Here is a 26,591-nt window from a genome sequence, read left to right on the forward strand (position 1 = left end):
CCCGGCTCTTGCGAACCGGGGCTGTCTTTCGTCAGTGTGGGTCTGCCGAATTCTTCGGCTGAACCGCGAGGTGGGCGAGGAGGGATTTGAACCCTCACGTCCTTTCGGACACACGGACCTGAACCGTGCGCGTCTGCCGTTCCGCCACCCGCCCTGAGTGGGTGCTGAGAAACAGTAGCACGGAACAGCCGCTGGTACTGAACCCGGATACGATCGCATAAGACACGGGAGCGGAGGAGCTGGGCGCGACAGCCGACGAGCGCCGGGATCACCGCGACGGTGGGACGAGCGGGCACCAGGCGTGAGAGCGTCTGTAGGCCGCGATCATATGCACGGAGGAAGGGAGGTACCCGGTGGGAGTCCTTCAGCGCTTCGAGCGAAGGCTCGAAGGCTTGGTTGAGGGGGCCTTTGCGCGGGCGTTCAAATCTGACCTTCAGCCGGTCGAGGTCGCCAGCGCGGTTCAGCGGGAGATGGATGAGCGTGCGGCGATCGTCGCACAGGGTCGCACGCTCGTGCCCAACGACTTCGTGGTGGAGCTGTCCACGACCGACAGCGAACGGCTTGAGGTCTACGCCGACAGCATCAGCCACGAGCTGGCCAACCTTGCCAGGGAGTACGCCAAGGAGCAGGGCTACTCCTTCGTGGGACCGGTCCGGGTCCGTTTCGAGACCGCCACCGACCTGGCTGTGGGACTGTTCCGCATCAGGTCAGGCGTCATCCGCGGCGCGACGGTGGAGCAGGACGAGATTCGCCAGCCGGCGAGCGATCTGCCCCCGTCGAGGCCCAACGCGTTCGGCGGGCGGCCCCGGCTGCTCGTCTCCACCCAGGACGACCCTCAGGGCGACCGCTCCTACGAGCTCACCACTCCGGTGACCTTGCTCGGACGGGGCACCGACTGCGATCTTCGTCTGGTAGACCCTGGGGTCTCACGTCATCACGCGGAGCTGCGCGTCGAGGGGCAGCAGGTCCATCTGGTCGATCTCGGGTCGACCAACGGCACATTCGTCAACGGCCAGCCGGTACGCAGGATCGAGCTCCAGAACGGCACGCGAGTGACTTTGGGGCGTACGACACTGGTGTTCCGGCGCGATTGAGGGTAGACAGACGGTCCATGTCCGAGCTCACGCTGCTGCTGATCCGGCTCGCCTTCCTGGCGGTGCTGTGGTTCTTCGTCATTGCCGCAGTCGGCGTGATCCGGACTGACTTGTTCGGATCACGCACGGCCCCCGCCGGTCCACGTAAGAGTGCGAAACCATCCAAACCAGTGGCAAAGCCGAAGAACAAGAAAGGCGAGCCACGCCAGCTTGTCGTGACAGGTGGCCCGCTCCAAGGCACCACCATTAACCTCACGGAGACGCCCATCACCATTGGCCGGGCGAACGACGCCACGCTCGTGGTCAGCGATGACTACGCTTCCAGCCGACATGCCCGGCTCTTTCCCCAGGACGGTCAGTGGATCGTGGAAGATCTCGGTTCGACCAACGGCACGTATCTCGACCGCTCGAAAGTCACCCGCCCGACCCCGGTGCCGCTCGGTGTTCCGATCCGTGTCGGCAAGACAGTCATTGAATTGCGCAAATGACCATCGCACTCCGCTACGCCGCCCGCTCGGACGTCGGCCTCCTCCGCGAAGGAAACGAGGACTCGGCGTACGCTAGCGGCCGCCTGCTCGCCGTCGCCGACGGCATGGGCGGGCACGCACACGGCGAGGTGGCGAGTTCTGTCGCCATCTCCGCAATGGCCTCCCTGGAGGAGGCCCAGCAGGGCGGTGACCTGCTCAACGCCATCGAGGCAGCCGTACGCGACGCCAATCGCAAGCTGCACGAGATGGTGGGTCGGGACCCGAGCCTCAAGGGCATGGGCACCACGCTCACCGCCATGCTCTGGAACGGCACCCAGGTGGCCCTGGTGCACGTCGGCGACTCGCGCGCCTACCTGCTCAGGCGCGGGGAGCTCTACCAGATCACCCATGACCACACGCTGGTGCAGCAGCTGGTCGACGACGGGCGCATCACGCCCGAGGAGGCCGCGACGCATCCGCAGCGCTCGATCCTGCTGCGGGCGCTCGACGGCAGCGGCGAGGTCGATCCCGACCTCACGCTGCGCGAGGCGCAGGTGGGCGACCGCTACCTCCTCTGCTCCGACGGGCTGTCGGGTGTGGTGAGCGCGGAGACGCTGCACGCCACGCTGACCAACATCGACGACCCCGAAGAGGTGGTACGCCAGCTCATCGACCTGGCCAACCGGGGTGGCGGGCCCGACAACATCACCTGCGTGCTGGCAGACGTCCTGGAGATCAGCGACGGGCAGCAACCACCCAGCGACGCGGCCGTCGTCGGCGCGGCGGGCATGAACCGCCTGCGGTCGAGCCCCCAGGACACCTCCCCGGGGCGCGTCGGCACGGTGACCGCGCCCCAGCCGGTGATCACTGACGACGACTACGAGCCGGGCGCCCAGGCGTCCCGGCGGCCGGTCAAGCGTCGTCGGGTGTGGCCCGTGCTGGTCTCCGTGCTGGGCTTCGGGGCCGCCGTGGTGGGCGTCGGGGGCTACTTCGGCTGGCAGTGGACCCAGGAGCAGTTCTTCGTCGGAGCCAGAGGCGACGAGGTCGTCGTGTTCCAGGGGATCCAGCAGGAGGTGGGCCCGTTCCAGTTCTTCTCGGTCGCGCAGCACACCGGCAAGCCCTTGTCCAAGCTCTCTCCCCCCGACCAGGCGCTGATCAAGGACGGCATCGAGGTCACGAGCGTCGCTGAAGGCATGACGAGGATCAACGGTTTGAAGTTCACGACAGAGCAGAAGGCGACGACGCCACCCGCGAGCACGTCGCCGTCCCCCACCGCGACGAAGACGCAGCGGTAGATGAGCGAAGTAGCCGCCTCCCCCATCCCCATGCCCGCCAAGCGGCGTGGGGCCCAGTTGGCGATGCTCGCGTTCGCGGTGGCCATCGTCATGGGCGCCTATGCCAACGTGGGGCTGGCCATCGACGGCCAGATCCCTTCGGGCATGCTGACCTACGGCTTGAGCCTGGGCGGCCTGATGCTGGCCGCCTACCTGGTGCTCGCCAAGTTCGCCCCCTGGGCCGATCCGCTGATCCTGCCGCTGGTGACGCTCATCAACGGGCTGGGCCTGGTGATGATCTTCCGGCTCTCCGAGTCGGATTCGACCCTGCCTTCGGCCAAGCTCGCCTCACCCAGCTCCCAGCTGCTGTGGACGTTCATCGGCGTCCTGCTGTTCAGCCTCACCCTGATCTTCCTGCGCGATCACCGCGCGTTGCAGCGGCTCACCTACACCGCCGGCGCGCTGGGCCTGTTCCTGCTGGTCTCGCCGCTGATTCCGTTCCTCGGGCAGGAGATCAACGGCGCCCGCATCTGGATCGGCATTCCCGGCCTCGGCCAGCTGCAGCCCGCTGAGTTCGCCAAGCTCGCGCTGGTCGTCTTCTTCGCCGGCTATCTGGTGGCCAAGCGCGACGTGCTCGCCCTCGCCGGGCGCCGGCTGCTGTTCATCGACCTGCCGCGGGCCCGCGACCTCGGCCCCGTGCTCATCACCTGGGGCGTCAGCCTGGGCGTCCTGGTCATGCAGAAGGACCTGGGGTCCTCGCTGCTGCTGTTCGGCACGTTCGTCGCGATGCTCTACATCGCCACCCAGCGCAGCTCCTGGGTCATCATCGGCATCCTGCTCTTCGCGGGCGGCGCCATTCTGGCGGGCATGGTCTTCAACCACGTCCAGCAGCGCTTCGAGGTCTTCCTCAACCCCGGCGATCCAGTGCTCTTCGACGCGGTCGGCGGCAGCGGGCAGCTCATGCAGGGCCTGTTCGCCATGGGCTCCGGCGGGATCCTCGGGACCGGGCTCGGCCAGGGCCACCCCGAGATCATCCCGCTGGCCTTCTCCGACTTCATCTTCGCCGCCACCGGCGAGGAGCTGGGCCTCACCGGGCTGATGGCACTGCTCATGCTCTACGCGCTGCTCGTCGAACGCGGCCTGCGCACCTCGATCGCGGCTCGCGACCCGTTCTCCAAGCTGCTGGCGGCCGGCCTGTCGTTCCTGCTGGCCTGGCAGATCTTCATCATCGTCGGCGGCGTCACCAACCTCATCCCCCTGACCGGCCTGGTCACCCCGTTCATGTCGCAGGGTGGTTCGGCACTGCTGTCCAACTGGATCCTCATCGCGCTCCTGGTACGCATGTCGGACGCGGCGCGGCGGCCCCCGCCCCAGGCGATCCAGAACGAAGGAATGACGCAGGTGTTCCAGCGATGAACAGCCCGATCAAGCGCGCGGCCGTGGCCTGCCTGGTGATGTTCGCGCTGTTGATGATCAACGTGAACTACCTCCAGGCGGTTCGCGCCGAAGGCCTGTCCGAGGACGCCCGCAACACCCGCAACTACTTCGAGCGCTACGCGGTGCAGCGGGGGCGCATCACGGCGGGCGGCAAGGTGATCCTCGCCCAGTCCAAGGAAGCCTCGGGCGACTTCAAGTTCCTCAGGGAATATCCCGACGGCAAGCTCTACGCCCACATCACCGGCTTCTTCTCGCCCGAGAGCGCCTCGGGCATCGAGGCGGCCCGCAACAGCCTGCTCGACGGGTCCAGCCCCGACCTGCTGCTGCGGCGCAGCATCGACCTGTTCACCGGCGAGCCCACCAGGGGCGCCAACGTCGACCTCACGATCAACCCCAAGGCGCAGAAGACCGCCTACGACGCGCTGCGGCAGAGCGGCAAGCGGGGCGCCGTGGTCGCGCTCAACCCCAAGACGGGCGCGATCCTGGCGATGGTCTCGCTGCCCACCTATGACCCCGCCGAGCTGTCGGGCACCGACAAGGGCAAGGTGTTCGGCCGCTACGACGAGCTGGCCAAGGAGAAGTCCCAGCCGCTGCTCAACCGCAACATCGACCGCACCTACCCGCCCGGCTCCACCTTCAAGGTGGTCACCGCCGCGGCGTTCCTGGAGGACGACTCCGACCGCGGCCCCGACACGGTGGTCGACGCCCCGCAGTCGCTGGCGCTGCCCGGCACCTCCGTCAGACTGCCCAACTACGGCGGAGCGGCCTGCGGCGGCGGGCAGGTGCCGCTGGTCTTCGCTCTCGAGAAGTCCTGCAACACGCCGTTCGGCAGCATGGGCATGGACCTCGGCTACGACAAGATGCGGGAGCAGACCGAGAAGTTCGGCATGGGCCAGCAGCTCGGCATCCCGATGTCGGTGGCCAAGAGCGACTTCGGTCCCAAGGAGGACCAGGCGGCGGTCGCCATGGCCTCCATCGGCCAGCGCAGCAACCAGATGACGCCGCTGCAGATGGCCATGATCGCCGCGGGCATCGCCAACGACGGCACCGTGATGAAGCCGTACCTCGTGCACAAGATCACTGACGCGAAGGGCGACTCGGTCGAGGAGGCCGACCCCGAGGAGCTGACCGAGGCGGTCAGCTCCGAGACCGCCGGCAAGCTGCGCGAGATGATGGTGAGCGTGGTCGCCAACGGCACCGCCAACCAGGCGCAGGTCTCCGGTGTGCGGGTGGCCGGCAAGACCGGCACCGCGGAGACCGCCGACGGTCAGCCGCCGCACGCGTGGTTCATCTCGTTCGCGCCGGCCGACGACCCGCAGATCGCGCTCGCCGTGCTGGTCGAGTCGGGAGCCGCCAACGTCGGCGCAGAGGCGACGGGCGGCGGCACCGCCGCGCCGATCGCCAGAGCCGTGCTGGAGGCGGTGCTGAACAAGTGATCGACGGTAACGTACTGAATCATGCGGCTCGGTAACCGCTACCATCTGCTCTCCCGCATCGCCATGGGCGGTATGGGAGAGGTCTGGCGTGCCCGCGACGAGCTCCTCGGCCGTGAGGTGGCCGTCAAGGTGCTGCGCAGCCACATCCACGCCGACCCGACGTTCCGCGAGAGATTCCGCAACGAGGCCCGCATCACCGCGGCGCTCGCCGACCCCGGCATCGCCCAGATCTTCGACTACGGCGAGCAGGACGACGTCGCCTACCTCGTGATGGAGCTGGTGCACGGCGAGCCGCTGTCGGCCATCCTGGCGCGCAACGGCTCGCTGGGGCCCGAGGTGGCGCTCGACGTCCTGCACCAGACGGCCAAGGCGCTGCACGTCGCCCACGCCGCCGGGGTCATCCACCGCGACATCAAGCCGGGCAACCTGCTCGTCACGCCCGAGGGCGACATCAAGGTGACCGACTTCGGCATCGCCCGCGCCCTGGAGGCGGCGCCGGTGACCCAGTCGGGCACGGTCCTCGGCACCGCCCAGTACGTCAGCCCCGAGCAGGCGCAGGGCCTGCCTCTCACGCCCGCCACCGACCTCTACTCCCTGGGCATCGTGGCCTACGAGTGCCTGGCGGGGCGCACGCCCTTCCGCGCCGAGAGCCAGGTCGCGATCGCGCTCCAGCATTTGAACGAGCAGCCGCCGCCGCTGGGCGTCGACGTGCCGGGCCAGGTGCGCGAGCTGGTCATGGCGTTGCTGGCGAAGGAGGCGGCGCAGCGTCCGCAGCCGGCGCTGGAGGTGGCCGACCGGGCCTACGCTCTGCGCGCGTCGCTGGCCGACGCCGAGCAGGGCGCAGGGCAGGGTGTCGAGCTCAGCATGCTGACCGACCCCGGCGGTTTCCGGGTGCGCGAGCCGCACGACGGCGAGCCGACCGGCGGCCTGCCCCCGCCGACCCCCACCCTGCGCGGGCCGGAGCAGCCCACTGGGCCGGGACGCCCGAGGCGGCACAGGCGCATCCGGGCCGTGGCGGCGGTCGCGACGGCGGGGTGCATGGCCGCGGTGGGGTTCAGCGCCATGACGCTGACGCAGCGCGACACGCCGGTCAGACCGCCCGACGTCGCCGAGCCCACATCGACGGTGGTGACGACGCCCAGCCAACGGCCGTCAAAAACGAAGACACGGACTCGTCGACCCCCGGTGGTTACGGTGAAGTCAACGCGGCCGGTACCCTCGCCGTCGGCTACGGTAAGCAAGTCGGCTACGCCCACCAAGCCGCCGACGCCGAAACCTACTCCGACACCGACCCCGACTCCCACGCCCACCCCAAAACCCACCACTACACCGACAACTCCGACACCTAGCGCCTCCCCCGACCCGGGTGACACAAACCCGCCAAAGGAGGAGACGTGACGCGCCACGGGGTCGATGATGGACACCGGCGGCCCCCCGAGCAGGCCGGTACCCCAGATGAACGGTAAGGGACAGTGCAGGAAATGACTCAGCCTCGGCTACTCGGTGGTCGCTACGAGCTCGACGGTGTCGTCGGGCGCGGCGGCATGGCCGAGGTGTATCGCGCCCGAGACATCCGGCTGGACCGCATAGTCGCGATCAAGACCCTCCGCTCCGACCTCGCGCGCGACCACACATTCCAGGCCCGTTTCCGCCGTGAGGCGCAGTCCGCCGCGTCGCTGAACCATCCGGCCGTGGTCGCGGTCTACGACACGGGCGAGGACGTCTCCGAGGGGGCCCCCGTGCCCTACATCGTGATGGAGTACGTCGACGGCCGGACGCTTCGCGACCTGCTGCGCGCGGACCGCCGGTTGCTGCCGGAGCGCGCGGTCGAGCTGGTCGACGGCATCCTGCGCGCACTCGACTACAGCCACCGCGGCGGCATCGTGCACCGCGACATCAAGCCGGCCAACGTGATGATCACCCGGGCCGGCGACGTCAAGGTGATGGACTTCGGCATCGCCCGCGCGATGGCCGACTCGGCCGCGACGATGACGCAGACCGCGCAGGTGATAGGGACCGCCCAGTATCTCTCTCCCGAGCAGGCGCGCGGTGAGCGGGTCGACGCCCGCAGCGACATCTACTCGACCGGCTGCGTGCTGTACGAGCTGCTGACCGGCCAGCCGCCGTTCACCGGTGACTCGCCCGTCGCGATCGCCTACCAGCACGTACGCGAGGAGCCGATCCCGCCGTCGCAGATCGACCGTGAGATCCCCGCGTGGGCCGACGCGATCGTGCTCAAGGCGATGGCCAAGGACCCGGCCCACCGCTACCAGAGCGCCGGCGAGATGCGGGCCGACATCCAGCGCGCCATGTCCGGCATGCCGGTCGACGCGCAGACGATGGCGATGACCGGCAACTACGGCCAGGGCACGCGCATGATGACCGCGACCCAGTCGGCGGCCGACCCGGCCACGCAGCGCGGCGGGATCCCGCCCTACGAATACTCCGACGGCGAGGGGGGCGGCCGCGGCGGCCGGCGCCGGGCCACCAACAGCGGCGACAACCGGGCGCTCAAGACCGCGGCGTGGATCATCGTCCCGCTGCTGGTGATCGGCGCGTTCATCGGCATCGGCTACGCGTTCCTCAGCTCCACCACCGAGACTCCGGCCACCCAGCCGGTCACCGTTCCGGAGCTGGCGACGCTGACCCAGAAATCCGCGCAGTCGCAGCTGACGGCGCTCGGGCTGAAGTTCGAGGTGGTCAAGGAGTTCAGCTCCGAGGACGACAAGGACACGGTGATCAAGACCGATCCGCCCGGGGGCACCGAGGTGGCCAAGGACTCGACGGTCAAGCTGTTCGTGTCCAAGGGGCCCGAGCAGGTCAAGGTCCCCGACGGGCTGATCGGGGCGACGACCGAGGACGCCAACCGGATCCTCGAGGAGCTGGGACTGAGCTCCACGGTCAAGGCCAAGGTCTCCAGCAAGCCGCAGGGCAAGGTCATCGAGACCGATCCCAAGGCCGGTGAGCAGATCGAGAAGGGCGGCACTGTCACCCTGTTCGTGCCCAAGGAGATGACGGCCCTCCCGAGCGTGATCGGGCTGACCGAGCAGGACGCGAGCAAGATGCTCAAGGCCGCCGGCTTCAAGGTCCGGGTGGTGACGCAGGCGAGCGACCAGCCCGAGGGCACGGTCATCCAGCAGAACCCCCAGGAGGGCGTCAAGCTCAACCCCGGCACGGCCATCACGATCGTGGTCTCCACGGGCCCCGACACCACGCCCACGGAGCAGCCGACGGCCGACCCCGAGCCGTCGACCCCGACCGACGAGCCCACCGAGGAGGACCCGCCGATCGAGGACAACCCGATCGGCGACGACTTCAGCGGCTGACGAGCACAGGCCGGCGACGCGGCCGGTTGAGACAGACCGGTTGCCGGCCGAGACAGACCGGTTGAGAGGGCCGCCTTCCCGTTCGGGAGGGCGGCCTCGCCGTTTCCCCAGTCTCGGGACAGCAGAACGCCCCCGCCGCTCGGGGGCAACGGCGGGGACGTTCAGTGGTGAGTCGTCCGGCGAAAGCGGGGTGTTACACGAATCGCGCGCAGCCAGTTGGCGAGGAGCCGGTGGCCATGCTCCGACAGCACGGACTCGGGGTGGAACTGGATGCCCTCGACGGGCGCCTCACGGTGACGCAGGCCCATGATCACGCCGTCGGTGGTGCGGGCGGTCACGTCGAGCTCGGCGGGCACGGTGTCGGATTGTACGGCGAGCGAGTGGTAGCGGGTCATGCGCACCGGGGAGGGCAGCGTGGCGAACACCCCCAGGCCGTCGTGGGACACGGCACTGGTGCGGCCGTGAACGAGCTCGGGGGCGCGCGAGACGACGGCTCCGTAGGCGACGGCGATGGCCTGGTGGCCCAGGCAGACGCCGAGCAGGGGCAGCCCCTGGCGGGCCGCGTGGCGCACGAGGGGGACACTGACGCCCGCCGCCTCGGGAGTGCCCGGGCCGGGGCTGATGAGGACGCCGTCGAAGCCGTCGGCGTCGCCGACCTGCACGTCGTCGCGGGCGCGCACGTCACACGTGGCGCCCAGCTCGCGCAGATACTGCACGATGGTGTGGACGAAACTGTCGTGGTTGTCCACGACCAGCACTCCGGTCATCCGAACAGGGTCACCTCGTCGAGTGTCACGGCGGGCTCCAGCAGCGGGAACACCGCGAACCAGAGTACGGCCACCGCGATGGCGACCAGCACGGTGGCCACCAGCAGTTTGACACCCGTGTTGCCCGGCAGCCTGCGCCAGAGCCAGCCGTACATGTCAGTCCTTCCGGAGTTCGAGCCGCTTGAGCACGCCGTGGACGATGAGCCGCTGGGCGGCGGAGTATTCGGGGTGGCAGGTGGTCAGCGTGATGACGGCGCGGGATGGGCGCGCGTCGGGTTTGCCGGGAACCGGCGCGATGACCTCGACCTCGTCGGGCCGTACGATCTCCTGCTTGGTCACCCGGTAGGTGTAGCGCGCGTCGCGGGCGTCGGCGATGATCTCGTCGCCGCGTCTCAGCTCGCCGATCCGCTTGAACGGCGCGGCATACGTGGTGCGGTGACCCGATATGACGAAATTTCCGATCTGTCCGGGCTGGGCGCTGCCGGGATAGTGGCCGGGCCCCTTCTTCAGATCCTCGGTGCTCACGCCCTCGATGACGGCGTAGCGGTAGTCGCGGCCGAGGCGCGGGATGCGCAGCATGGCCACGGCGGTGCCGAGCTGGATCCTCCCCAGGCGCGGTGTCTCGGCGGGGCGTTCCTCGGTCAGCTGGCGCTGCAGCAGCAGTTGCTGGTCCTCGGTGTAGCCGCCGGTGCCCCAGAGCAGGTAGGCGCAGAACAGCAGGATTATCAGGCCCGCGGTGATGCTCGACTCCCCCACGGCCCGCAGCATGGCCCTCATTCGATCAAGCGTATGCGCGGTCGATCCATCGGGCCGGGATCGCCATGTCATGCGCGTGGCGACTATCCTGGGCCCCGCTACGACTACGCTTACCGAAGAGCCTGTGGACGATCCGGAAGCCCAGGCCCTCAGCAGGAGTTACCAGTGCCCAAGTCCAAGGCTCGCAAGAAGGCGGTCTACACCCCGCCGCAGAAGTCCCAGCAGGTCAAGGTCAGCCCGCGCTGGCTGGCTCCCACGATGGTCGCGGCATGGATCATCGGTGTCCTGTGGATCGCCACCTGGTATGTGGCGCCCAGTGCCCCCTTCATCGGCGACCTCAACCAGTGGAACCTGCTGATCGGGTTTGTCTTCATCATCTTCGGAGTGGTGCTCTCCACCCGCTGGCGTTAGTTTTTTCCACAGTTTTTCCACAGGCTGGGGATGTCAGCCGGCGCCTGCCACGATGGACGCCGTCCGGACCAGCACGAGCACGCCGAGCACGGCCGCCGCTCCCACGATCGTCAGCACCTGCCAGCGGGTCCTGTTGGTCTTGGGGGCGTAGACCAGCGCGGCGGCCAGCAGGGTGCCCACGATCAGCCCGCCGACGTGACCGGTCCAGCTGATGCGCAGCCCCGAGAACGCCGGCAGCACGAACGTGATCACCAGGTTGAGCACGATGACCACGGCGATGCCGCGCACGTCGAGGTTGAGTCGGCGACCCACCACGAAGACCGCGCCGAACAGACCGAAGACCGCGCCCGAAGCACCCACGGTCAGGGTGTTGAGCGGGTCGAGCCACAGGTTGAGCACCGAGCCGCCCAGCGCGCTCAGCAGATAGAGGGCCACGAACCTGCCGTGCCCGAAGGCCCGCTCCAGGTAGGGGCCGATGACGTAGATCGCCCAGCAGTTGAACAACAGATGGATCAGGCTGGCGTGCGCCACCGCCGCCGTCAGCAACCGGTGATACTGGTCGAGGTGGGCGACGCCGTTGGGCCACATGCCGAGCGCCAGGTTGACCGAGTCGCCGAGCAGCAGTGACGCGCCGTAGACCAGCACGTTGAGGGCCAGGATGGTCCACGTCGCGTAGGGGGTGTGGACGACCGCGCCGCCGAAGGCGGTCTTCGCCTGCCGGATGCCCTTGTTGCCGTCGGCCACGCACTCGGGGCACTGGAAGCCGACGGCGGCGTCACGCATGCAGTCGGGGCAGATGGGCCGCTCGCACCGCTGGCAGCGGACCCACGTCTCCCTGTCGGGATGCCGGTAACACGTCGGCACCGCCTCTGCGGGCTCTTGGTGAGGAGGGGGACTGGGCGGCTGGCTGGTCATGACCGCAGCCTATGGCCTGCCGGAGGGTGCCGCGTGTGCGGCGAATCCCCCGGCCCGGCCGCCCAGTCAGCTCCCCTCAGCCCTGGACGCGGTCGATGGTGACCGACTCGATCACGACGTCCTCGAGCGGCCGGTCGTTGCGGCCGGTGCGGGTCTTGGCGATCGCGTCGACGACGTCCTTGCCCTCGATGACCTCACCGAAGATGCTGTGCTTGCCGTTGAGATGCGGCGTCGGCACGACCGTGATGAAGAACTGTGACCCGTTGGTGCCCTTGCCGAAGCGGATGCCCGCGTTGGCCATGGCCAGCAGGTAGGGCCGGTTGAAGTAGAGATCGGGATGGATCTCGTCGTCGAACTCGTATCCGGGGCCACCGATGCCCTGACCGAGCGGGTCACCGCCCTGGATCATGAACCCGGGGATCACCCGGTGGAAGATGGTGCCGTCGTAGTAGCGGTCGGAGCTCTTCTCGCCGGTGCCCGGGTGGGTCCACTCACGGCTGCCCTCGGCAAGCTCGACGAAGTTTCGCACTGTCTTGGGAGCTTGATTAGGGAAGAGCTCGGCCTTGATGTTGCCACGATTTGTCTGCAGGTTTGCGATCAGCTTCTCAGCCACGAGACAGCTGCCCTCCTCTATGCATAGCGTTGGTTTGTGGTGTTTGGATGTCTATGACCGGATGGCCTTCTGAGTCATCCTCCCACGGCCGGCCATGATTGAGCCGCTTCGTACAGGGCAGGTCAGGCTGCGGGGCCCCACCGACAGGGGAGGTTGTTGTGTCCCTGACACTGAGAAAACGCCACGTGGTCATAGAGGTTCCCGCCACGTGGGTAGGCCGAATGAAGGCCCAGGCCGTACAGACCGGCCAACGCATGGCGCCTATGGCGGACCAGGCCAAGATGGCCACCGCCCAGCGCATCGAGGAAGCCCGCTACTGGGCCGCGCCCAGGCTCGAAGATGCCGCGCACCGGGTAGAGGACCAGTTCGCTCCCAAGGTCAGCTCCCTGCTGACCACGGCGGCGCACAAGATCGACCCCAGCTACGCGAAGTCGCGGCGCTGGCCGGTCATGGTCCTGATGACCGGGGTGGCGCTGGGCGCGATGGGTTACATGTTCTACCGTCGCAATGCACAGCAGTGGACGGAGCACATGAAGGAATCCGCCTCGGACGCTTCGCGCTGGGTCAGCGAGAAGGCGGACCGAACCGCCGGCTCCGCGGAGCAGGCCACCTCCAAGGTGACCGACAAGGCGGAAGAGGCATCCCGCAAGATGCCTTGATCCGCGAGTGAAAGTGCGCCTCCGCGTCGCGGGGGCGCACTTTCGCGTTCAGTCAGGCCTTTCGCGTTCAGTCAGGCCTTTCGCGTTCGATCAGGCCTTTGGCGTTCGATCAGGCGGGGAGGGCGTCGAGCTGCAGGAAGGCGCGCTCGATGAGCTTGCGGGTGACGCCCTCGGGGTAGGGGAAGCGGCCGATCAGGTCGCGCAGCCCCTCCACGTGGGCCCGCCTGGCCAGCTCGGCCGCCGCCACGAGATCGGCGTGCTGGCTCTCCACGAACGCCCGGTCGACCACCGCGCCGTGGCCTGGCACGATCACCCGGTCGGGCAGCTCGGCCAGCATCGCGGCGGTCGTGCCCGGCCAGTCGAGCGGGTAGGAGTCGCCGAATGCCGGCGGCGCCCCCTCCTCGACCAGGTCACCGGCGAACACCACGCCGGCGTCGGGCACGTGCGTAACGACGTCGTTGCTGCTGTGGCCGAGGCCGAAATGGCGCAGCTGGACGACCCGGCCGCCGATGTCGAGCGTGGCCCCGGTGGCGAAGGTGTGGTCAGGTGGCACGATCTCGACCTCCCGCACCTCAGCATGCCGGTCCGCCGGCAGGAAGCCGAGCACGTCGCCCCGCTGCCGCTCGCCGTACAGCTCGATCTCCTCGACGCACCTGACGTGGCCCCAGATCTCGGCAGGGCGGAACAGCGCGTTGCCGAAGAAGTGGTCGAAGTGGGAATGGGTGTTGACGACCGTCCAGGGGCTGCTGGTGATCCGCCTGATGGCCTCGATCAGATCGGCGGCCTCGCGATGGGACATGCGGGTGTCGACCACCAGGCAGTGCCCGTCGCCCACGACCAGGCCGACGTTCATGTCGAACGACTCGTGCCGGCGGACGTAGACCCGGTCACCGACCTCCTGCCACTGCTCGTTCATGGCACGAAACCCTAAACGAATCCGCGCATCCCGTGTCGATTCGGACGGGGTCCGTTCGTACAGAGGGTGAGCGCCCCTCGGCGGGCGGCCCTGAGAGAGACAAGGATTTCGATCATGCGTGAGATCACCGTGTTCAACAGCGTCACCCTGGACGGCGTCATGCAGGCGCCGGGACGGCCCGACGAGGACCGGCGCGGCGGGTTCGGGCACGGCGGCTGGGCTCAGCGCTACAACGACCCGGTCATGGGGCAGGCCGCGGGCGAGGGCATGTCCCGATCGGGCGCCCTGCTGTTCGGGCGGCGGACGTACGAGGACTTCGCCGCCGTCTGGCCCCACCAGCCAGAGCCCAACCCCTTCACCGCGGTGCTCAACCGGATGCGCAAGTACGTGGCGTCGCGGACGCTGAGCGAGCCGCTGCCGTGGGTCAACTCCACGCTGCTCAAGGGCGACGCGGAGGAGGCCGTGGCCCGGCTCAAGGAGGAACCGGGCGACGACCTCGTCATCCTGGGCAGCGGCGAGCTGATCCGGTCGCTGATGCGGCACGACCTGATCGACCGGTACGTGCTGCTGATCCACCCGCTGGTGCTCGGCTCGGGGCGCCGGTTGTTCGACGCGGGCCTGGCTCCGGCCGCGTTCGAGCTGACCGACTGCAAGCCCACGACCACCGGCGTGCTGATCGCGACCTACCAGGCGGCCGGCGGCTGATCGGCGGCCGGGAGGAGGGTGCCGAGCGGTCCGAGGTCGAGGTTGAGGTCCGACGGCGACAGCTCGAACCGCTCGCACAACTCCGTCATGGCCTCCTCCAGCCGCATCAGGGTCAAGCCGACCGCTTCGAGCTGCTCGGAGCTCAGGTCGCCCTGGTCCATCCGGCGCACGCACTGGCGCTCCACCAACTGGCGGACGAGCTCCACGAGGGTGAGCACGAGGCGGCTGAGATCGCGCTGCACGGAGTCGGCGTCGGTCTCCAGCCGCCACTCGCCCGGCTTCGAGCCGCGCGGGTCACTCCTTGACGCCGTCATGGCGCATACCTCCGTCGATCGCGTCGGTCTCCCGTACGGATACGAGCAGCGCGCGCAGCGAGATCCGTACCAGGTCGATGCCGGAAATGGACAGGACGACATCGCCCGCGACGACCACCCCGCACGCCAGCAGGCGGTCCAGCAGGTCGACGAGCGCCACCCGTTCGACCGGCAGGCGGCCCTGGGCGGCGAGCCGCTCGCCGCGCGGCTCAGGGAGCGGCACCGCGCGCCGCCTCACCCTCCAGTGCCGCGAACGAGTAGGGCGCCCAGGGGCCCACCAGCTCCACGGTGACTCCATCGCCGTCGAGGTCGCCGAGCACGCGGGCGAACTCGTCGGCGCGATCCTCGTCCACCAGGTAGGCGCCGTTGAGCACCATCAGCTCCTCCCTGCCGGACAGCTGGGGATCCTGGGCACGATGGAGCCGGCCCTCCACGGCGACGGACATCAGGACCTCGTGCACGAACTCGGCCCGTGTCGCGGCCCGGCGCCACGCCGCCTCCCGGCCGTGCAGGCCCGCCCGGCGGCGCTTCAGGTAGGCGAGCCCCGGCCGGTCGTCCTCCGGGCCGCTCTCGTCGGCGGGCGCGCTCTCGTACGGCTCGGCGTACGCCTTCACCGCCCACTCGGACCGGCCCGCGACATGGGAGAGCACCGCGACGAAGTCGTCATGCCGCTCGTCGAGCAGGTCGCGGAGCTGTTGTTCGAGGTGGTAGACCGTCACGAGCCGGACCGGGGCCGTGGGAAGCACCCGCGCGACGGCCTCCACGACCCGGTGGTGGCCGCGCGCCGTCTCCTCCAGCCAGGACAAATCCTCCATCGAGCGCCGCAGCCGCTCCTCGCCGAACTCGTCCAGCGAGACCAGGCTGTAGAGAGCGGCGAGACCCCGGTGCGCGAGCGACCGCACGGGCAGGCCGGACACGCCGGTCAGGCCCTCCGGGCAGGCGTGCTCCTCGGCGCGCGTGACCGCGTAGAGGTAGACGCCCTCGTCACTCGGCATGCTCGGCCACCTCGGGCGAGCGCTCGCGGACCCGCCCGCCCCGGCCCTCTCCGCCGCGCAGGGCCAGCGTCTCCTCCAGCGCCGTGAGCCGCCGGCGCAGCCTGCGGTTCTCGTCGGCCAGCTCGCGGTGGCCGCCGGTGAGCCACGGATCGTGCTCCCACCAGTCGATGCCCATCTCGCGGGCCGTGTCGACCGAGGCGATCAGGAGGCGCAGCTTGATCGTCAGCAGCTCGATGTCGAGCAGGTTGACCCGGATGTCTCCCGCGATCACCACGCCCCGGTCGAGCACGCGTTCCAGGATGTCTCCGAGGTTGGCCGACTCGCGCCCGCCGGGAGTGCCCGGAATGGAGGACTGACGCGGGTAGGGGCTCGACCTCGCCGGCGCGCTCACTGGGCGCCCTCGCCGACGTCGGCGCTCCCCCGCTTGTAGCGGCGCACCCGGCGGTAGGAGAGCAGGTAGCCCTCCATGTCGAAGTCGGCCTCGTACAGGGCGAGGGTGTCGCCGGACGACGGGATCCGGCGGTCTTCGACGATCTCCACGCCGACCAGCCATCCGTCGTCGGTCGGCTCGACGCGGGTGACGCCCTCGGCGTCCTTGCCGGTCAGCTCGCTGATCTGCCGCAACCCGACCGCGCCGACGTCGGCGGCCGACAGCTCCTCCGACGGCCCTCGCGGCCCCTCGGCGTCCTCTTCCTCGACGTCCTCTTCCTCGATGTGGTCCTCGTGCTTGGTTCCATGCCTGACAGGCATGAAATCACCCCCGCTTCCCCCGAGCGCGGCACCGCCTGATGCCTCAGCTTGATGCCTCACTGACCGAGCATCCTCCGCAGAATCTCGTCCACCGCCCGGCTCTCCTCCTCCTCGGAGATCCGGCCGGCGGCCCTGGCCTCCTCCACCTCCTCCAGGCGGCGCCGAACCACCGCCGGATCGTGGAGCTCGCGTTCGACCTGGTCACGTAGGAGCTCACCCAGCTTGATGACTCCGTAGACCGGCGCGAGCGGCCAGCCAAAGAGCAGCGTCCCCAATCCCATCAGATCTCACTCCTCCCGCTCGTCACCCTTCACTCCGCGGTGGTGCCCACGAAGTCGTACGGGGCCAGCGGGCCGAGAAGGCGGATCTCGACACGTCCCGCCCATTCGTCGCGCAGCTCGTCCAGAACCTGTTCGAGCTCGGCCCGGCGGTCGCTCTCCATCAGGAGGGCGACGTGCGCGGCGTCTCGCTCATGCGTGGGTTCGCGGATGACCACCGCCTCACTCAGGTTCTCGATCTCGTCGAGCAGGGTGTCGGTGTCCAGCTCGCGCTTGGCCGCGATCGTCTGTTCGATGATCTCGCCGAGCCGCATCCGGGCGTTCCGGGTCAGCTCCTCGGGACGGCCCTGGATGTCCTTCCTGAGCCGGGCCGCCTCCTTGTTCTCATCGAGGACCTCCAGCAGGATCGCCCGCTCGACGTACCTGGCCTTGATCACGTACTCCGCCCGTCCCTCCAGCTCCTCCAGGGCGTCGCGGAACTCGTCGTGGTAGGGGGTCAGCAGTTCCTCGACCACCGCTTCAGGGCTGGTGAGCACCGCGCCGAACCTCAGCGGCAGCACGGGCACCTCAGCCGCGGTATCGTCCAGCAGCTCCGCGTGCCTCTGGAGATCCTTCGGCCTGCCCAGCGGGCGGTCCACCGGCACGTCGCTCACCAGGGCGCCGATCTCGCCGTAGGTCAGCAGCTCGACCTGGCCGGGCGGGTCTCCCACCCCCTTGGTGCCGGGGGTCACCTCCACATCGCCGGGCACGATCCCGTACACGTAGGACCCGACGCCGTTGCCGCCGGCGTCGGCCTCCTGGTTTTCGGCCTCCTGGGTTTCGGTGGACCGCATGCGTCGGGACACCTCACTCCTCCTCTCGCCGGTGCGCACGGCGCGGCCTGTCTTCACGCTCGGTGGAGGTATCGGCCACGAGGTCCTCCAGACTCTCGCCGCCCGCCTCCAACGTCTTCTCCTTGCCCTGCTCCACGGCTCGCCCCTGCTTGACGTCCTTGACGAGCTCCGGCAGCCCCTTCTCGCCCGTCTCAGACAGGTCCAGCCGGTTGACCGCCTCCGCGAAGCGCAGGTAGGTGTCGACGCTCGCCACGACGATCCGCGCGTCGATCGTCAGCACCTCGATGCCGACCAGCGAGACGCGGACGAAGGCGTCGATGACCAGGCCCTTGTCGAGAATGGTGTCGATGACGTCCGCCAGGCCCGTCGCGGAGCCACCGCCGGCCGCCGATCCGCGATTGGCGGGTTGCATGGTCATGTCGTATCCCTGCTGATCGGTCGCCCGGCTCTTCCTCCGGCCGGGTCCTACTCGGTGCGGGGGTTGCGTCGCCGGACCGGGCGTTCCCGCTGGCCGGTGCTTCCTCTCTCGGAGCGGCGTGCGCCTGCGCGCCGCCGCGCGGGCTCCCCTTCCTCGGGGCCCTCTTCCCCGCCCTCTGTCCTTTCGGGCTCTCCCTCCTGGGTCCGTGTTCTCTTGGCCCGTGTGTTCCTGGCCTGTGTGTTCCTGGCCTGTGTGTTCTTGGCCCTCTCGCCTTCTTCCTCTTGGGGCTCTTTCTCCTCGGCTTCTTCCTCTTCCGGCTCTGGCCGTTCCGGCTCTTCTTGTTCGTGCTCCTCCTCGGCGGCCTCTTCACCGGCGCCCTCCGAAGCGGCTTCCTCGGGCTCCTGGCCCTCTTCGGGCTCCTCCTGCGGGCCCTCGGCCTCTTGCTCCTCCCGCAGCGCGGTCTCGTGGTCCTTGACGACCTCGCCGTCGCGGATCTCGCCGCGCCAGCCGTCGCCCACCTGGTCCGGATGCAACAGGAGGTGCGACATCACGTGCCGCCTGAAGTGCTTGAGCTCAAGGCGGGCCCGCCGCCCCTGCGCGCGCCACAGGTTGCCGGTCTTCTCGAACAGGCCCTGCGGGTGGTACTCCAGCACCAGCAGGATCCGGGTGAGATCGGGGGTGGCCTCGTGGAACGTCACCGCTCCGTCGACGTACCCCTTGGCCCCTTCGGACCGCCAGATGATGCGCTGATCGGGGATCTGCTCGAGGATGTGCGCCTTCCAGTTCCGGTGTGACCAGAAGACCTGTGCCTTCCAGGTGAGCTCCTCGTCGGAGTCCTGGCTGACGTTCTCGACCTTCTTCATGAAGCTCGGGAAGTCCTGGAACATGGTCCACTGGTTGTAGACGAGGCGACGGGGGGCGCCGACGTCGATCGTCTCCACGATGTTGGTGACCTTTTCGAAGCCGCCCTTACCGCCTTTGCCGCCCTTGCCGCCCTTGCTGAACAGCCCCTTCAGCGCGCCCTTGAGCCCGCCCGCGAGCCCGCCTTTGAGTCCGCCCTTCAGGGCTCCGCCCGCCACTCCGCCGCCCGCCGCATCGGCCACCGAATCGACCACCGTGCCGAGCAGTCCCTTTCCGCCGCTCTCGGCATAGTCGGTCAACCGGCCGGTGAGACCCGCGATCCGGTCCCCGGCGGAGTTGAGCATCCGCTCGCCCGCCGCCCGCAACAGGTTTTGGACCTCCTGCTTGAGCCGGTCCGTCGGCAAGCCGGCAAGCCCCTGGCCGAGGTCCTGGACCGCCCCTGCGGTTCCCTTGGCCGTCTCGGCGGCCTTCCCCGCCGCTTCCTGTCCTGTCCGCTCCGCCGCGTCCTTGAGCCGACCGGCTCCGGCTGTTCCGTCCGCCATCTGCCTCACCTCCTTGACCGACCGACCTGTTCGGACAGCCGCGTTCACCGCTGTGCCGGCTTCTTCCGGGCCTGCCCCCTAACCGCGACAAAGAATCAAATATCGGTGGAAAGTAGGACAGAATTGACACGAGAGAAACCAGCGATTTGCGCCCTCGGTGCGCCTCGGCGTGGCGCGCCCGCCATCGCCACCTGATCGACATAATCAGACGAACGGCCTGTTCAGCACGGGTTTCCTCGTCCAGGGCCGCCATCTGTTACCGGCGTTGCGCTGCTCCACGCGAGGGCGCCGCCGACACCTGGGCGTCCGTCCGGCAGGGGGAAGAGATGCGTGTCCTCATGGGAATGGCCCTGGTCGCCGCTCTCGCCATGGGTCCGGCGGCCGACGCGCGCACGGCGCCGCCGACCTCCGACGATTCGCCGTCTTCTGACGATTCGCCGTCTTCTGATGATTCGTCATCATCTGAAGATTCGTCGTCGGCATCCTCCGACGATTCGCCGCCGAAGGACTGGAAGAAGATCACGTCACTGCGGGTCCTGCCCGAACTGCCCCGCCAGAACGACGTTTTGCGGATCTTCGTGCACTGCCCCACGACGGCCAACCACGCGCTCATCGGCTCCACCGCGTTCGCCCTCAAGGGGTCGCGGCGGCTCTACCGGGAGGTGGGGCTGGGGCTCTCCGACCGGGGTCTCGGCCGGCGCGCGGTCATCATCTCCTACTACACGCTGCTCGGCGATCACGACGTGCGGCTGAAGTGCGTGAAGGTCACCATCAACAAGAAGACCCGCCTCCGGAAGATCCGGCTGATCAGCCAGTGCACCGTCCCCCTGACCGTACGCAGGTTCCGGCTCGCGCGCTTCCTCTGATCCACCTGTGACGGAGACCCCGGCATGGTCCGCACCGACGCGGTCGTACGGAGGGTCCCGGGCCGGTGCCGGTCCTGCGGCGGTCACATACGACCTGCCGGCGGCTCAGCCGTGTCCGGGTCGCCGCGCGGCTCTCTCCGCCATCCATTCCGGCAGCAGGCGCTTGCTCGCTTCCCACTCCTCCAGTACGTCTTCCATGGTTCTGAAGCCGAGAAAGGGAAGCTCGACCTCCCGGTAAGGGATCTCATCCAGCACCCCCTCGGAGGCTCGCAGGCGATGATTGCCGTCCACCACGAACATCCTCCCCTCATGCGAGACGACGGCGACGGGCCTGCCCACGTACCCGTCCCTGTGCATGTTCCCCCGGATGGTCTCGATCCTCAGCCGACTGTTCTCACCCACTGGTGGATCGGTCGGCTCGAATGCGTAGGGCGAAGCCTTCTGGGTACTCGGCGGCGTCCGTCCCGCTGGGGCAGGCGCCGCGGGTCGAACCGGGGCCACCGACTTGACCGGCGCCGCGGCCGGTCGCTCCGGTTTCGCGACGGCGGGCCCGCGGGCGCCGAGAATGCGTTGGAGACGGGTTTCGACGCCGCGAACCAGGGTCTGGCCGAGAAACCGTTCGAATCCGCCCCGGAAGACCGTCGTTACGCGCTGAGCGATGGACCGCAGGCCAGCGATGACCGTCCGCGCGTACAGTGTGGCGCCTCCCGTGGTGAAGGCGGCGGCCACCGCCGCCCACACCAGGGCTGCGGCCACGATGCCCGCCAGCGCGATAAAAGTCCATTTGATGACTTGGACGACGGTCGCGGACATGTCATGCAGACCGGCCAGGGTGTGCAGGGTGGTCGCGAGGCTGGACAGATGCTCGGAGTCGTCGCCCTGCCGGTGATAACCGTTCCAGAACACGGTGGCCGCGTCGATATCGTCCCCGGCGTTGTTCGCGGTGGCGTGCCTGACGGCGCCTTGGGCGAGCGGAATGACCTCCGCGGTGAGGGTACGGCCGCACGCCTCGTAGGTCGCGGCGCACTCCCGTAATCGAACCTCGTCCTCGGTGGGCCACGGGACCCCCAGCATCGCAAAGGCGGTCTCCAACGCGAGCGGGAGCATCAGCCCGCGCTCCTCACCGCCACTCGTCGCCGGACGCGCCACGTCCGCCATACCACGCTCGACCCTGCTCTGCGTGAAACCGGGCGGCATCTCGGCTGAGGAGGGCACCACCGCGCCGGGGACGGCGGCCAGCGCGGCACGCTCGGCGACGGCGTGGCGTTCGGCCATCGCCAGGAAGCCCGCACCACTCGCGTCGAGGTTGGCGCGCAGGTGGCGGCAGGCATCGCCGAGCAGCTCGTTCACCCGGTCCATGACCATCCCGATGACGCCGACGCCCCATGGCGACCGGACTCCACCGATGGTGGCCGCGAGCAGTTTCTCGGTGTTCCGGCCGAACAGGTCGGCCGACTCCTCCAGCCCCTGGGCGGCCCGGATCAGCGACGTCCGATTGACCTGCATCGGTCAGTACGGAGGCTTCACTTGCTGTCCGATATCCCGCACCATTCACGACCTCCGACCGATCAGGCGGCCCCGTCACGGAGACGGCAGGCCGCTCAGGCCTGAGCGACGGGAGTGCTTCCCGGCCGGGTGTAACCCACGATGCCACCTCTGCTGCCATATTCTTCGATCTTGACGTGCTCCCCCGTTCTGGGGGCGTGGATCATCTTCTGCGCCTCCGGATCGGTCACGATGCCGACGTGGTCGACTACGCCGTCACCTTCCCAGTCGAAAAAGACCAGGTCTCCAGCCTGAGGGGCACCAGCGACGCGTGGTCCGGCATTCCATTGATCGTCGGCAACCCGGGGAAGATCGATCCCGGCCGCGCCGTACGCCTGTTTCGCCAGGCTGGAACAGTCAAACGCCTCCTCGCTGTTCGCGCCGTACACGTAAGGGTCGCCGAGCTGCTTCAACGCGTAGTCAAGGACCTTCTGCGCTTCGGGGTTGTCGGTGAGCTCCTCCGCCTTCGGCGCGTCCTTGGCCAGCGCCGGGTTGGCCGCAGGTGTGTTCGAGCCGTTCCCGCTCTCTTGCGGCTTGTCACCGCTGCCGCTGTCCTGCGGCTTTTCACCGCTGCCGCCGTCCTGCGGCTTGCCGCTGTTGTCGGCAGCCGGCTGGGTGGTGGCCGCATCCTTGAACTTGGGATCCATGGTCCAGCCCAGCTTGGCGTTCTTCGGAAGGAAGTTCTCATCACCGGGGGCGGGGATGCCGGAGAAGAACTTGGCGCCGAGGTGCTCGTTGATCTCGGTGAGGGCCTGGTCGATGGCGTCCATGACCGTCTGCTCGTGCTGCTTGGCCTGCGTCGTGAATTTGTTCGCCTCCCTCTGCAGGGTCGACGCGACGAGATTGCCCTTCTTCTGCTCCTGCTGCTTCAGCCACGCGCTCAATGTGTCGTGGAGGTCCTGGACCTGCCCCTTCGCTTCGGTCAACGCGCTTCCCACCGCGTCGATCCTGCCGGCGCTGCGGGCCAGCGCCGTCGCCAGCTTCGCCCCGCCTTCAGGATATTTCGCCATGTAGGTACTGAAGCTCTCAGCGGCTTGGCCGTTCCAGGCGTCGTCCACCGTCTTGACCGCACGGTTGAGGGCTCCGGTGTGACTTGCCACGGTAGGCGCCAGCTTCTTCCAGCGCTCCGAGATCTTCTGGATCTCACCCGCGTCACCGGTCAGGTCCTTGAGGATGCGCCGGATGGGGGCGAGGTAGCCGTCCAAGCCTGCCATTACACCCTCACCTGCGTGTCCGGGGCGACTACCGCGTTGTCGGACCTTCTGATGTTCGTGATCACTTGATCCAGAGCTGCCTCTACCTTGCCCAGGTTCTCCTGTGCGGACTTCGCCTCGCTCTGGATCTTGTTCTCCAGATTGTTGACGGCAGTGGCGAGCTTGCCTGACCTGCCGCTGAGTGACCCGAAAATGGCGGTGCTGACGGCCGGGGGAGTCTCGTCGGCGATGCCCTTGAACTGCTTGGAGATGGCCAACGCCCTGTCAGCGCAGTTTTCCAGGGCATCAAAGTAGATCTCGAAGCCTGCCACCGAGCCCCATCCTTCGCGCCCCATAAACAACAATTGCCCCAGTAAAGGTAGCACCCAACGATCAAGAAGGGAGGAGGGAGAGCCCACGGTGTGATATCAGATCAGCGACGAGGAGGATTCGACATGAAGCACTACCTGCTCAGCATGTACCAGCCTGATGGGGATCCGCCCCCAGCCGAGGTCCTGGAGCCGATCATGCGGGAGCTCGACGCCGTGGGCGAGGAGATGAGGGCCGCCGGGGTGTGGGTCTTCTCCGGCGGGCTGCACTCCCCCAGCACGGCCACCGTGCTCCGGCTGCGCGACGGCGAGGTGCTCATGACCGACGGCCCCTACACCGAGGGCAAGGAGCACATCGGCGGATTCACCGTCATCCGGGCCCCCGACCTGGACGCCGCGCTCGCATGGGGACGCAAGCTGGCCCGCGCGGTGGCACACCTCCCGGTCGAGGTGCGCCCCTTCCAGGGAGAAGAGGCCGGGTGATCACCTGGCGGCGGCTGAACGAGCGGGACTTCCCCATGCTGCGCGAATGGCTGCGGCAGCCGCACGTGGCCCGCTGGTGGAACCACGAGACCTCGATGGAGGCCGTGGAGCGTGACTTCGGCCCCGCGGCCAGGGGCGAGGAGCCGTCCGAGGACCTGCTCGCCCTGCTCGACGGCCGGCCGCTCGGCCTCGTCCAGCGCTCACGGCTGGCCGACTACCCCGACTACCTGACCGAGCTCGCGCCCATCGTCGACGTGCCCGAGGGCGCGGTGACCATCGACTATCTGATCGGCGATCCCGGCCAGGTCGGCCGTGGCCTCGGCACGGCCATGATCCGCTCGATCGCCGAGCGCACCTGGGCCGAGCTGCCGGAGGCCACCTGCCTGCTGGTGCCCGTGTCGGCCGCCAACCGCGCCTCCTGGCGGGCCCTGGAGAAGGCCGGACTGCGCCGCGTCGCCGTGGGCGACCTGGAGCCTGACAACCCGATCGACGATCCCGTCCACTACCTTTACCGGGTGGACCGGCCGAACCGCTGATCAGCGGAACTCCAGACCCTCGAACACGCCGGATGCGCGCCATCCGTCGAGGTAGCTGAAGTAGGCCATCGCCCCGTGCGGGTAACCGACCATGAGCCGCCCTCGCGCCCCTGGGTCGCGGCCCTCGTTGTTGTAGTAGCCCGGTGTGCAGTCCGGCGATCCCAGCAGCATCCCGGCTCCCGACAGCAGCAGCTCGACCCAGGCGTTCTCCGCCTCCTCCGACACCTCGATCTCGTCGAACCCGTGGTCGAGCGCGTGCCTGACCAGCATGGCGATCGTCCGGCCCGCCTCCGTGAGGTTGTGCGGGATGTTGGAGATGAGGTTGGCGCCCTGCGTCGGCTGCACGATGAAGGCGTTCGGGAAACCGTGTACGTGGATGCCGTGCAGCGTGCGCATGCCCTCGGCCCAGTGCTCGGAGAGCCTGACGCCGCCGCGGCCGGTCAGGTCGAAACCGGCCCGCCGCGTGTGCTCGGTGCCGACCTCGAAGCCGGAGGCGTAGATGACGCAGTCGACCTCGTACTCCCTGCCGGCGACGACCACCCCGGTCTCGGTGATGCGCTCCACGCCCTTGCCGTCGGTGTCGACCAGGTGGGTGCCGGGGACGTTGAACGCCTGGAGGTACTCGTCGTGGAAGCAGGGCCGCTTGCACAGCTGGCGATACCAGGCCTTCAGCTTCTGGGCGGTCTCGGAATCCTCGACGATGGAGTCGACGCGGGCCCGGATCTCCTCCATCTTCTCGAAGTCGTAGTCCTCGAAAGCCTCCAGCATCCTGGCCACGCTCCGGTCCTCGGGCGGGAGCGTCATGATCCTGGAGCGGACCCGGCGGGCGATGTCGGTCCAGCCGTCCATCACCAGATCGTCCTCGGGCATGCCGCCCGCCTGGTTGGCCGTGAAGTTCTCCAGCCAGCGCTGCTGCCAGCCGGGCGTGGAGATCTCGGCGAACCACTCGGGATCGGTCGGCCGGTTGTCGCGTACGTCGACGGAGGAGGGCGTGCGTTGGAAGACGTACAGCTCCGCGCAGGCCCGCGCCAGATGCGGCACGCACTGGACGGCGGTCGCGCCCGTCCCGATGATGGCCACCCGCCGCTCGGCCAGCCGGTCCATCGGCGCGCCGGACGGGTCGCCGCCCGTGTAGTCGTAGTCCCACCTGCTCGTGTGGAACGAGTGCCCCCTGAACGACTCGATGCCCGGGATCCCCGGCAGCTTCGGCACGTGCAACGGGCCGGTGCCCATGGCGACGAACTGGGCGGTGAACTCGTCGCCCCGGTTCGTGCGGATGATCCAGCGGGATCGGCTCTCGTCCCATTCGAGATCCTGGACCTCGGTGTGGAACAGCGCGTTGTCGTACAGGCCGAAGTGCTTGCCGATGCGCCGGCAGTGCTCCAGGATCTCGGGCGCGTGCGCGTACTTCTCGGTCGGCATGTGGCCGGTCTCTTCGAGCAGCGGCAGGTACACGAACGACGCCGTGTCGCACTGCGCGCCTGGGTAGCGGTTCCAGTACCAGGTGCCGCCGAAGTCGCCGCCCTTCTCGATGAGGCGTACGTCGTCGACACCCGCCTCCCGCAGGCGCGCGCCGGTGACCAGGCCGGCGAAGCCGCCCCCGATGAACGCGACCGTTACGTGGTCGGTCTTGGGCTCGCGCTCGACCCGCGGGGTGTACGGATCGTCCAGGTAGTGCGCGAGCCGACCGGTGATCTGGAGGTACTGGTCGTTGCCGTCGGGACGGAGGCGTTTGTCGCGTTCCTCAAGGTATCTACGGCGGAGGGTGTCTTTGTCGATGGCGGGCATGCGTGCTCCGGAGGTCGGGTCCACGAGTGCCGGATGCCGGGCGGCGTCCGCTGCGCAGCAATTCCAGAATGTCATTCCGAAATC

At 68.6% G+C, this 26,591-nt stretch carries 32 protein-coding genes and 1 tRNA gene; 13 read left to right on the forward strand and 20 right to left on the reverse strand.

The genetic code is table 11. From position 1 onward, the window contains the following. Positions 1–71: 71 nt before the first annotated feature. Positions 72–154, reverse strand: a tRNA-Leu gene (locus AC5L3X_RS08410). A 199-nt stretch (positions 155–353) separates the two neighbouring features. Here AC5L3X_RS08410 and AC5L3X_RS08415 point away from each other — a divergent pair. The 7 genes from AC5L3X_RS08415 to pknB all read left to right on the forward strand — a co-directional run bounded on the left by AC5L3X_RS08415 (position 354) and on the right by pknB (position 9,034). Continuing rightward, complete coding sequence (locus AC5L3X_RS08415; protein ID WP_189127355.1) at positions 354–1,094, forward strand: FHA domain-containing protein; 741 nt, start codon at positions 354–356, stop codon at positions 1,092–1,094. A 17-nt stretch (positions 1,095–1,111) separates the two neighbouring features. Next, positions 1,112–1,582 (forward strand): FHA domain-containing protein FhaB/FipA, encoded by a 471-nt coding sequence (locus tag AC5L3X_RS08420; protein WP_189127354.1) that lies wholly within the window; start codon positions 1,112–1,114, stop codon positions 1,580–1,582. Further along, positions 1,579–2,856: a Stp1/IreP family PP2C-type Ser/Thr phosphatase gene (locus AC5L3X_RS08425; protein WP_189127353.1), complete on the forward strand. Its 1,278-nt coding sequence runs from the start codon at positions 1,579–1,581 to the stop codon at positions 2,854–2,856. The genes AC5L3X_RS08420 and AC5L3X_RS08425 overlap by 4 nt, the downstream gene beginning before the upstream one ends. Then, positions 2,857–4,251, forward strand: a complete 1,395-nt coding sequence (locus AC5L3X_RS08430; protein ID WP_225264008.1) for an FtsW/RodA/SpoVE family cell cycle protein — start codon at positions 2,857–2,859, stop codon at positions 4,249–4,251. It abuts the gene before it with no gap. Next, positions 4,248–5,708, forward strand: coding sequence for a peptidoglycan D,D-transpeptidase FtsI family protein (locus AC5L3X_RS08435; protein WP_494856155.1), 1,461 nt, complete (start codon positions 4,248–4,250; stop codon positions 5,706–5,708). Before AC5L3X_RS08430 ends, AC5L3X_RS08435 begins: the two co-directional genes overlap by 4 nt. A 21-nt stretch (positions 5,709–5,729) precedes the next feature. Then, positions 5,730–7,106 carry a serine/threonine-protein kinase gene (locus AC5L3X_RS08440; protein ID WP_494856156.1) on the forward strand — a complete coding sequence of 459 codons (1,377 nt, stop codon included), beginning with the start codon at positions 5,730–5,732 and terminating at the stop codon, positions 7,104–7,106. A gap of 83 nt (positions 7,107–7,189) precedes the next feature. Further along, entirely contained in the window at positions 7,190–9,034 is a 1,845-nt protein-coding gene (gene pknB / locus AC5L3X_RS08445) for a Stk1 family PASTA domain-containing Ser/Thr kinase (RefSeq protein WP_494856157.1), read from the forward strand. A 161-nt stretch (positions 9,035–9,195) separates the two neighbouring features. Here pknB and AC5L3X_RS08450 read toward each other — a convergent pair whose 3' ends face one another. The 3 genes from AC5L3X_RS08450 to AC5L3X_RS08460 are packed head-to-tail and all read right to left on the reverse strand — an operon-like array spanning position 9,196 to position 10,578. Beyond that, on the reverse strand, positions 9,196–9,801 hold the full coding sequence (locus AC5L3X_RS08450; protein ID WP_494856158.1) for an anthranilate synthase component II: 606 nt from the start codon (positions 9,799–9,801) through the stop codon (positions 9,196–9,198). Next, positions 9,798–9,956, reverse strand: a complete 159-nt coding sequence (locus AC5L3X_RS08455; protein WP_189127348.1) for a hypothetical protein — start codon at positions 9,954–9,956, stop codon at positions 9,798–9,800. The genes AC5L3X_RS08450 and AC5L3X_RS08455 overlap by 4 nt, the downstream gene beginning before the upstream one ends. A 1-nt stretch (position 9,957) precedes the next feature. Further along, a complete protein-coding gene (locus AC5L3X_RS08460) occupies positions 9,958–10,578 on the reverse strand; it encodes a class E sortase (protein ID WP_189127347.1) in 621 nt (206 codons plus the stop codon). A 144-nt stretch (positions 10,579–10,722) separates the two neighbouring features. Between AC5L3X_RS08460 and AC5L3X_RS08465 the strand changes: the two genes are divergently transcribed. Continuing rightward, positions 10,723–10,968, forward strand: coding sequence for a cell division protein CrgA (locus AC5L3X_RS08465; protein WP_189127346.1), 246 nt, complete (start codon positions 10,723–10,725; stop codon positions 10,966–10,968). 33 nt (positions 10,969–11,001) lie between these two features. Here AC5L3X_RS08465 and AC5L3X_RS08470 read toward each other — a convergent pair whose 3' ends face one another. Continuing rightward, the gene (locus AC5L3X_RS08470) at positions 11,002–11,883 is read right to left on the reverse strand and encodes a rhomboid family intramembrane serine protease (protein WP_189127345.1); all 882 of its coding nucleotides are present in this window, start codon (positions 11,881–11,883) and stop codon (positions 11,002–11,004) included. Between the two features lie 76 nt (positions 11,884–11,959). Then, entirely contained in the window at positions 11,960–12,496 is a 537-nt protein-coding gene (locus AC5L3X_RS08475; protein WP_189127344.1) for a peptidylprolyl isomerase, read from the reverse strand. A 158-nt stretch (positions 12,497–12,654) separates the two neighbouring features. Between AC5L3X_RS08475 and AC5L3X_RS08480 the strand changes: the two genes are divergently transcribed. Next, the gene (locus AC5L3X_RS08480; RefSeq protein ID WP_189127343.1) at positions 12,655–13,155 is read left to right on the forward strand and encodes a hypothetical protein; all 501 of its coding nucleotides are present in this window, start codon (positions 12,655–12,657) and stop codon (positions 13,153–13,155) included. Between the two features lie 109 nt (positions 13,156–13,264). On the opposite strand, the gene AC5L3X_RS08485 is transcribed toward AC5L3X_RS08480, so the two are convergent. Then, complete coding sequence (locus AC5L3X_RS08485) at positions 13,265–14,071, reverse strand: MBL fold metallo-hydrolase (RefSeq protein ID WP_494856159.1); 807 nt, start codon at positions 14,069–14,071, stop codon at positions 13,265–13,267. A gap of 114 nt (positions 14,072–14,185) precedes the next feature. On the opposite strand from AC5L3X_RS08485, the gene AC5L3X_RS08490 reads away from it, so the two are divergent. Then, positions 14,186–14,776, forward strand: a complete 591-nt coding sequence (locus tag AC5L3X_RS08490; protein ID WP_494856160.1) for a dihydrofolate reductase family protein — start codon at positions 14,186–14,188, stop codon at positions 14,774–14,776. Here AC5L3X_RS08490 and AC5L3X_RS08495 read toward each other — a convergent pair. From AC5L3X_RS08495 to AC5L3X_RS08535, 9 genes are read right to left on the reverse strand one after another with little or no spacing between them, the layout of a single operon-like run. Continuing rightward, entirely contained in the window at positions 14,755–15,090 is a 336-nt protein-coding gene (locus AC5L3X_RS08495) for a gas vesicle protein K (RefSeq protein ID WP_494856161.1), read from the reverse strand. The genes AC5L3X_RS08490 and AC5L3X_RS08495 overlap by 22 nt on opposite strands. Then, positions 15,071–15,313, reverse strand: coding sequence for a gas vesicle protein (locus tag AC5L3X_RS08500; RefSeq protein WP_494856163.1), 243 nt, complete (start codon positions 15,311–15,313; stop codon positions 15,071–15,073). Before AC5L3X_RS08500 ends, AC5L3X_RS08495 begins: the two co-directional genes overlap by 20 nt. Further along, entirely contained in the window at positions 15,300–16,085 is a 786-nt protein-coding gene (locus AC5L3X_RS08505) for a GvpL/GvpF family gas vesicle protein (RefSeq protein WP_494856165.1), read from the reverse strand. The genes AC5L3X_RS08500 and AC5L3X_RS08505 overlap by 14 nt, the downstream gene beginning before the upstream one ends. Then, positions 16,075–16,476 (reverse strand): gas vesicle protein, encoded by a 402-nt coding sequence (locus AC5L3X_RS08510; RefSeq protein WP_494856166.1) that lies wholly within the window; start codon positions 16,474–16,476, stop codon positions 16,075–16,077. The genes AC5L3X_RS08505 and AC5L3X_RS08510 overlap by 11 nt, the downstream gene beginning before the upstream one ends. Then, positions 16,473–16,835, reverse strand: a complete 363-nt coding sequence (locus AC5L3X_RS08515) for a gas vesicle protein GvpO (RefSeq protein ID WP_494856168.1) — start codon at positions 16,833–16,835, stop codon at positions 16,473–16,475. The genes AC5L3X_RS08510 and AC5L3X_RS08515 overlap by 4 nt, the downstream gene beginning before the upstream one ends. 56 nt (positions 16,836–16,891) lie before the next feature. Further along, positions 16,892–17,116: a gas vesicle protein GvpG gene (locus AC5L3X_RS08520; RefSeq protein WP_189127336.1), complete on the reverse strand. Its 225-nt coding sequence runs from the start codon at positions 17,114–17,116 to the stop codon at positions 16,892–16,894. Between the two features lie 29 nt (positions 17,117–17,145). Further along, the gene (locus AC5L3X_RS08525) at positions 17,146–17,946 is read right to left on the reverse strand and encodes a GvpL/GvpF family gas vesicle protein (RefSeq protein ID WP_494856170.1); all 801 of its coding nucleotides are present in this window, start codon (positions 17,944–17,946) and stop codon (positions 17,146–17,148) included. A gap of 13 nt (positions 17,947–17,959) precedes the next feature. After that, positions 17,960–18,364: a gas vesicle protein GvpJ gene (gene gvpJ / locus AC5L3X_RS08530; RefSeq protein WP_494856172.1), complete on the reverse strand. Its 405-nt coding sequence runs from the start codon at positions 18,362–18,364 to the stop codon at positions 17,960–17,962. A gap of 47 nt (positions 18,365–18,411) precedes the next feature. Then, positions 18,412–19,767 (reverse strand): SRPBCC family protein, encoded by a 1,356-nt coding sequence (locus AC5L3X_RS08535; RefSeq protein WP_494856174.1) that lies wholly within the window; start codon positions 19,765–19,767, stop codon positions 18,412–18,414. 566 nt (positions 19,768–20,333) lie between these two features. On the opposite strand from AC5L3X_RS08535, the gene AC5L3X_RS08540 reads away from it, so the two are divergent. Continuing rightward, on the forward strand, positions 20,334–20,633 hold the full coding sequence (locus AC5L3X_RS08540) for a hypothetical protein (RefSeq protein ID WP_494856176.1): 300 nt from the start codon (positions 20,334–20,336) through the stop codon (positions 20,631–20,633). A gap of 105 nt (positions 20,634–20,738) precedes the next feature. Here AC5L3X_RS08540 and AC5L3X_RS08545 read toward each other — a convergent pair whose 3' ends face one another. From AC5L3X_RS08545 to AC5L3X_RS08555, 3 genes are all read right to left on the reverse strand, one after another. Further along, the gene (locus AC5L3X_RS08545) at positions 20,739–22,139 is read right to left on the reverse strand and encodes a hypothetical protein (protein WP_494856177.1); all 1,401 of its coding nucleotides are present in this window, start codon (positions 22,137–22,139) and stop codon (positions 20,739–20,741) included. A 95-nt stretch (positions 22,140–22,234) separates the two neighbouring features. Next, positions 22,235–23,383: a bifunctional WXG100 family type VII secretion target/C40 family peptidase gene (locus AC5L3X_RS08550; RefSeq protein ID WP_494856178.1), complete on the reverse strand. Its 1,149-nt coding sequence runs from the start codon at positions 23,381–23,383 to the stop codon at positions 22,235–22,237. Between the two features lie 8 nt (positions 23,384–23,391). Further along, on the reverse strand, positions 23,392–23,703 hold the full coding sequence (locus AC5L3X_RS08555; RefSeq protein WP_494856179.1) for a hypothetical protein: 312 nt from the start codon (positions 23,701–23,703) through the stop codon (positions 23,392–23,394). A gap of 123 nt (positions 23,704–23,826) precedes the next feature. Between AC5L3X_RS08555 and AC5L3X_RS08560 the strand changes: the two genes are divergently transcribed. Both AC5L3X_RS08560 and AC5L3X_RS08565 read left to right on the forward strand, forming a co-directional pair. Next, positions 23,827–24,183 carry a YciI family protein gene (locus tag AC5L3X_RS08560; RefSeq protein ID WP_494856181.1) on the forward strand — a complete coding sequence of 119 codons (357 nt, stop codon included), beginning with the start codon at positions 23,827–23,829 and terminating at the stop codon, positions 24,181–24,183. Further along, positions 24,180–24,719 carry a GNAT family N-acetyltransferase gene (locus AC5L3X_RS08565; protein WP_494856183.1) on the forward strand — a complete coding sequence of 180 codons (540 nt, stop codon included), beginning with the start codon at positions 24,180–24,182 and terminating at the stop codon, positions 24,717–24,719. Before AC5L3X_RS08560 ends, AC5L3X_RS08565 begins: the two co-directional genes overlap by 4 nt. On the opposite strand, the gene AC5L3X_RS08570 is transcribed toward AC5L3X_RS08565, so the two are convergent. Then, the gene (locus AC5L3X_RS08570; RefSeq protein WP_494856185.1) at positions 24,720–26,507 is read right to left on the reverse strand and encodes a flavin-containing monooxygenase; all 1,788 of its coding nucleotides are present in this window, start codon (positions 26,505–26,507) and stop codon (positions 24,720–24,722) included. Positions 26,508–26,591: the final 84 nt, after the last annotated feature.

Source organism: Nonomuraea sp. CX421, from assembly GCF_059358955.1.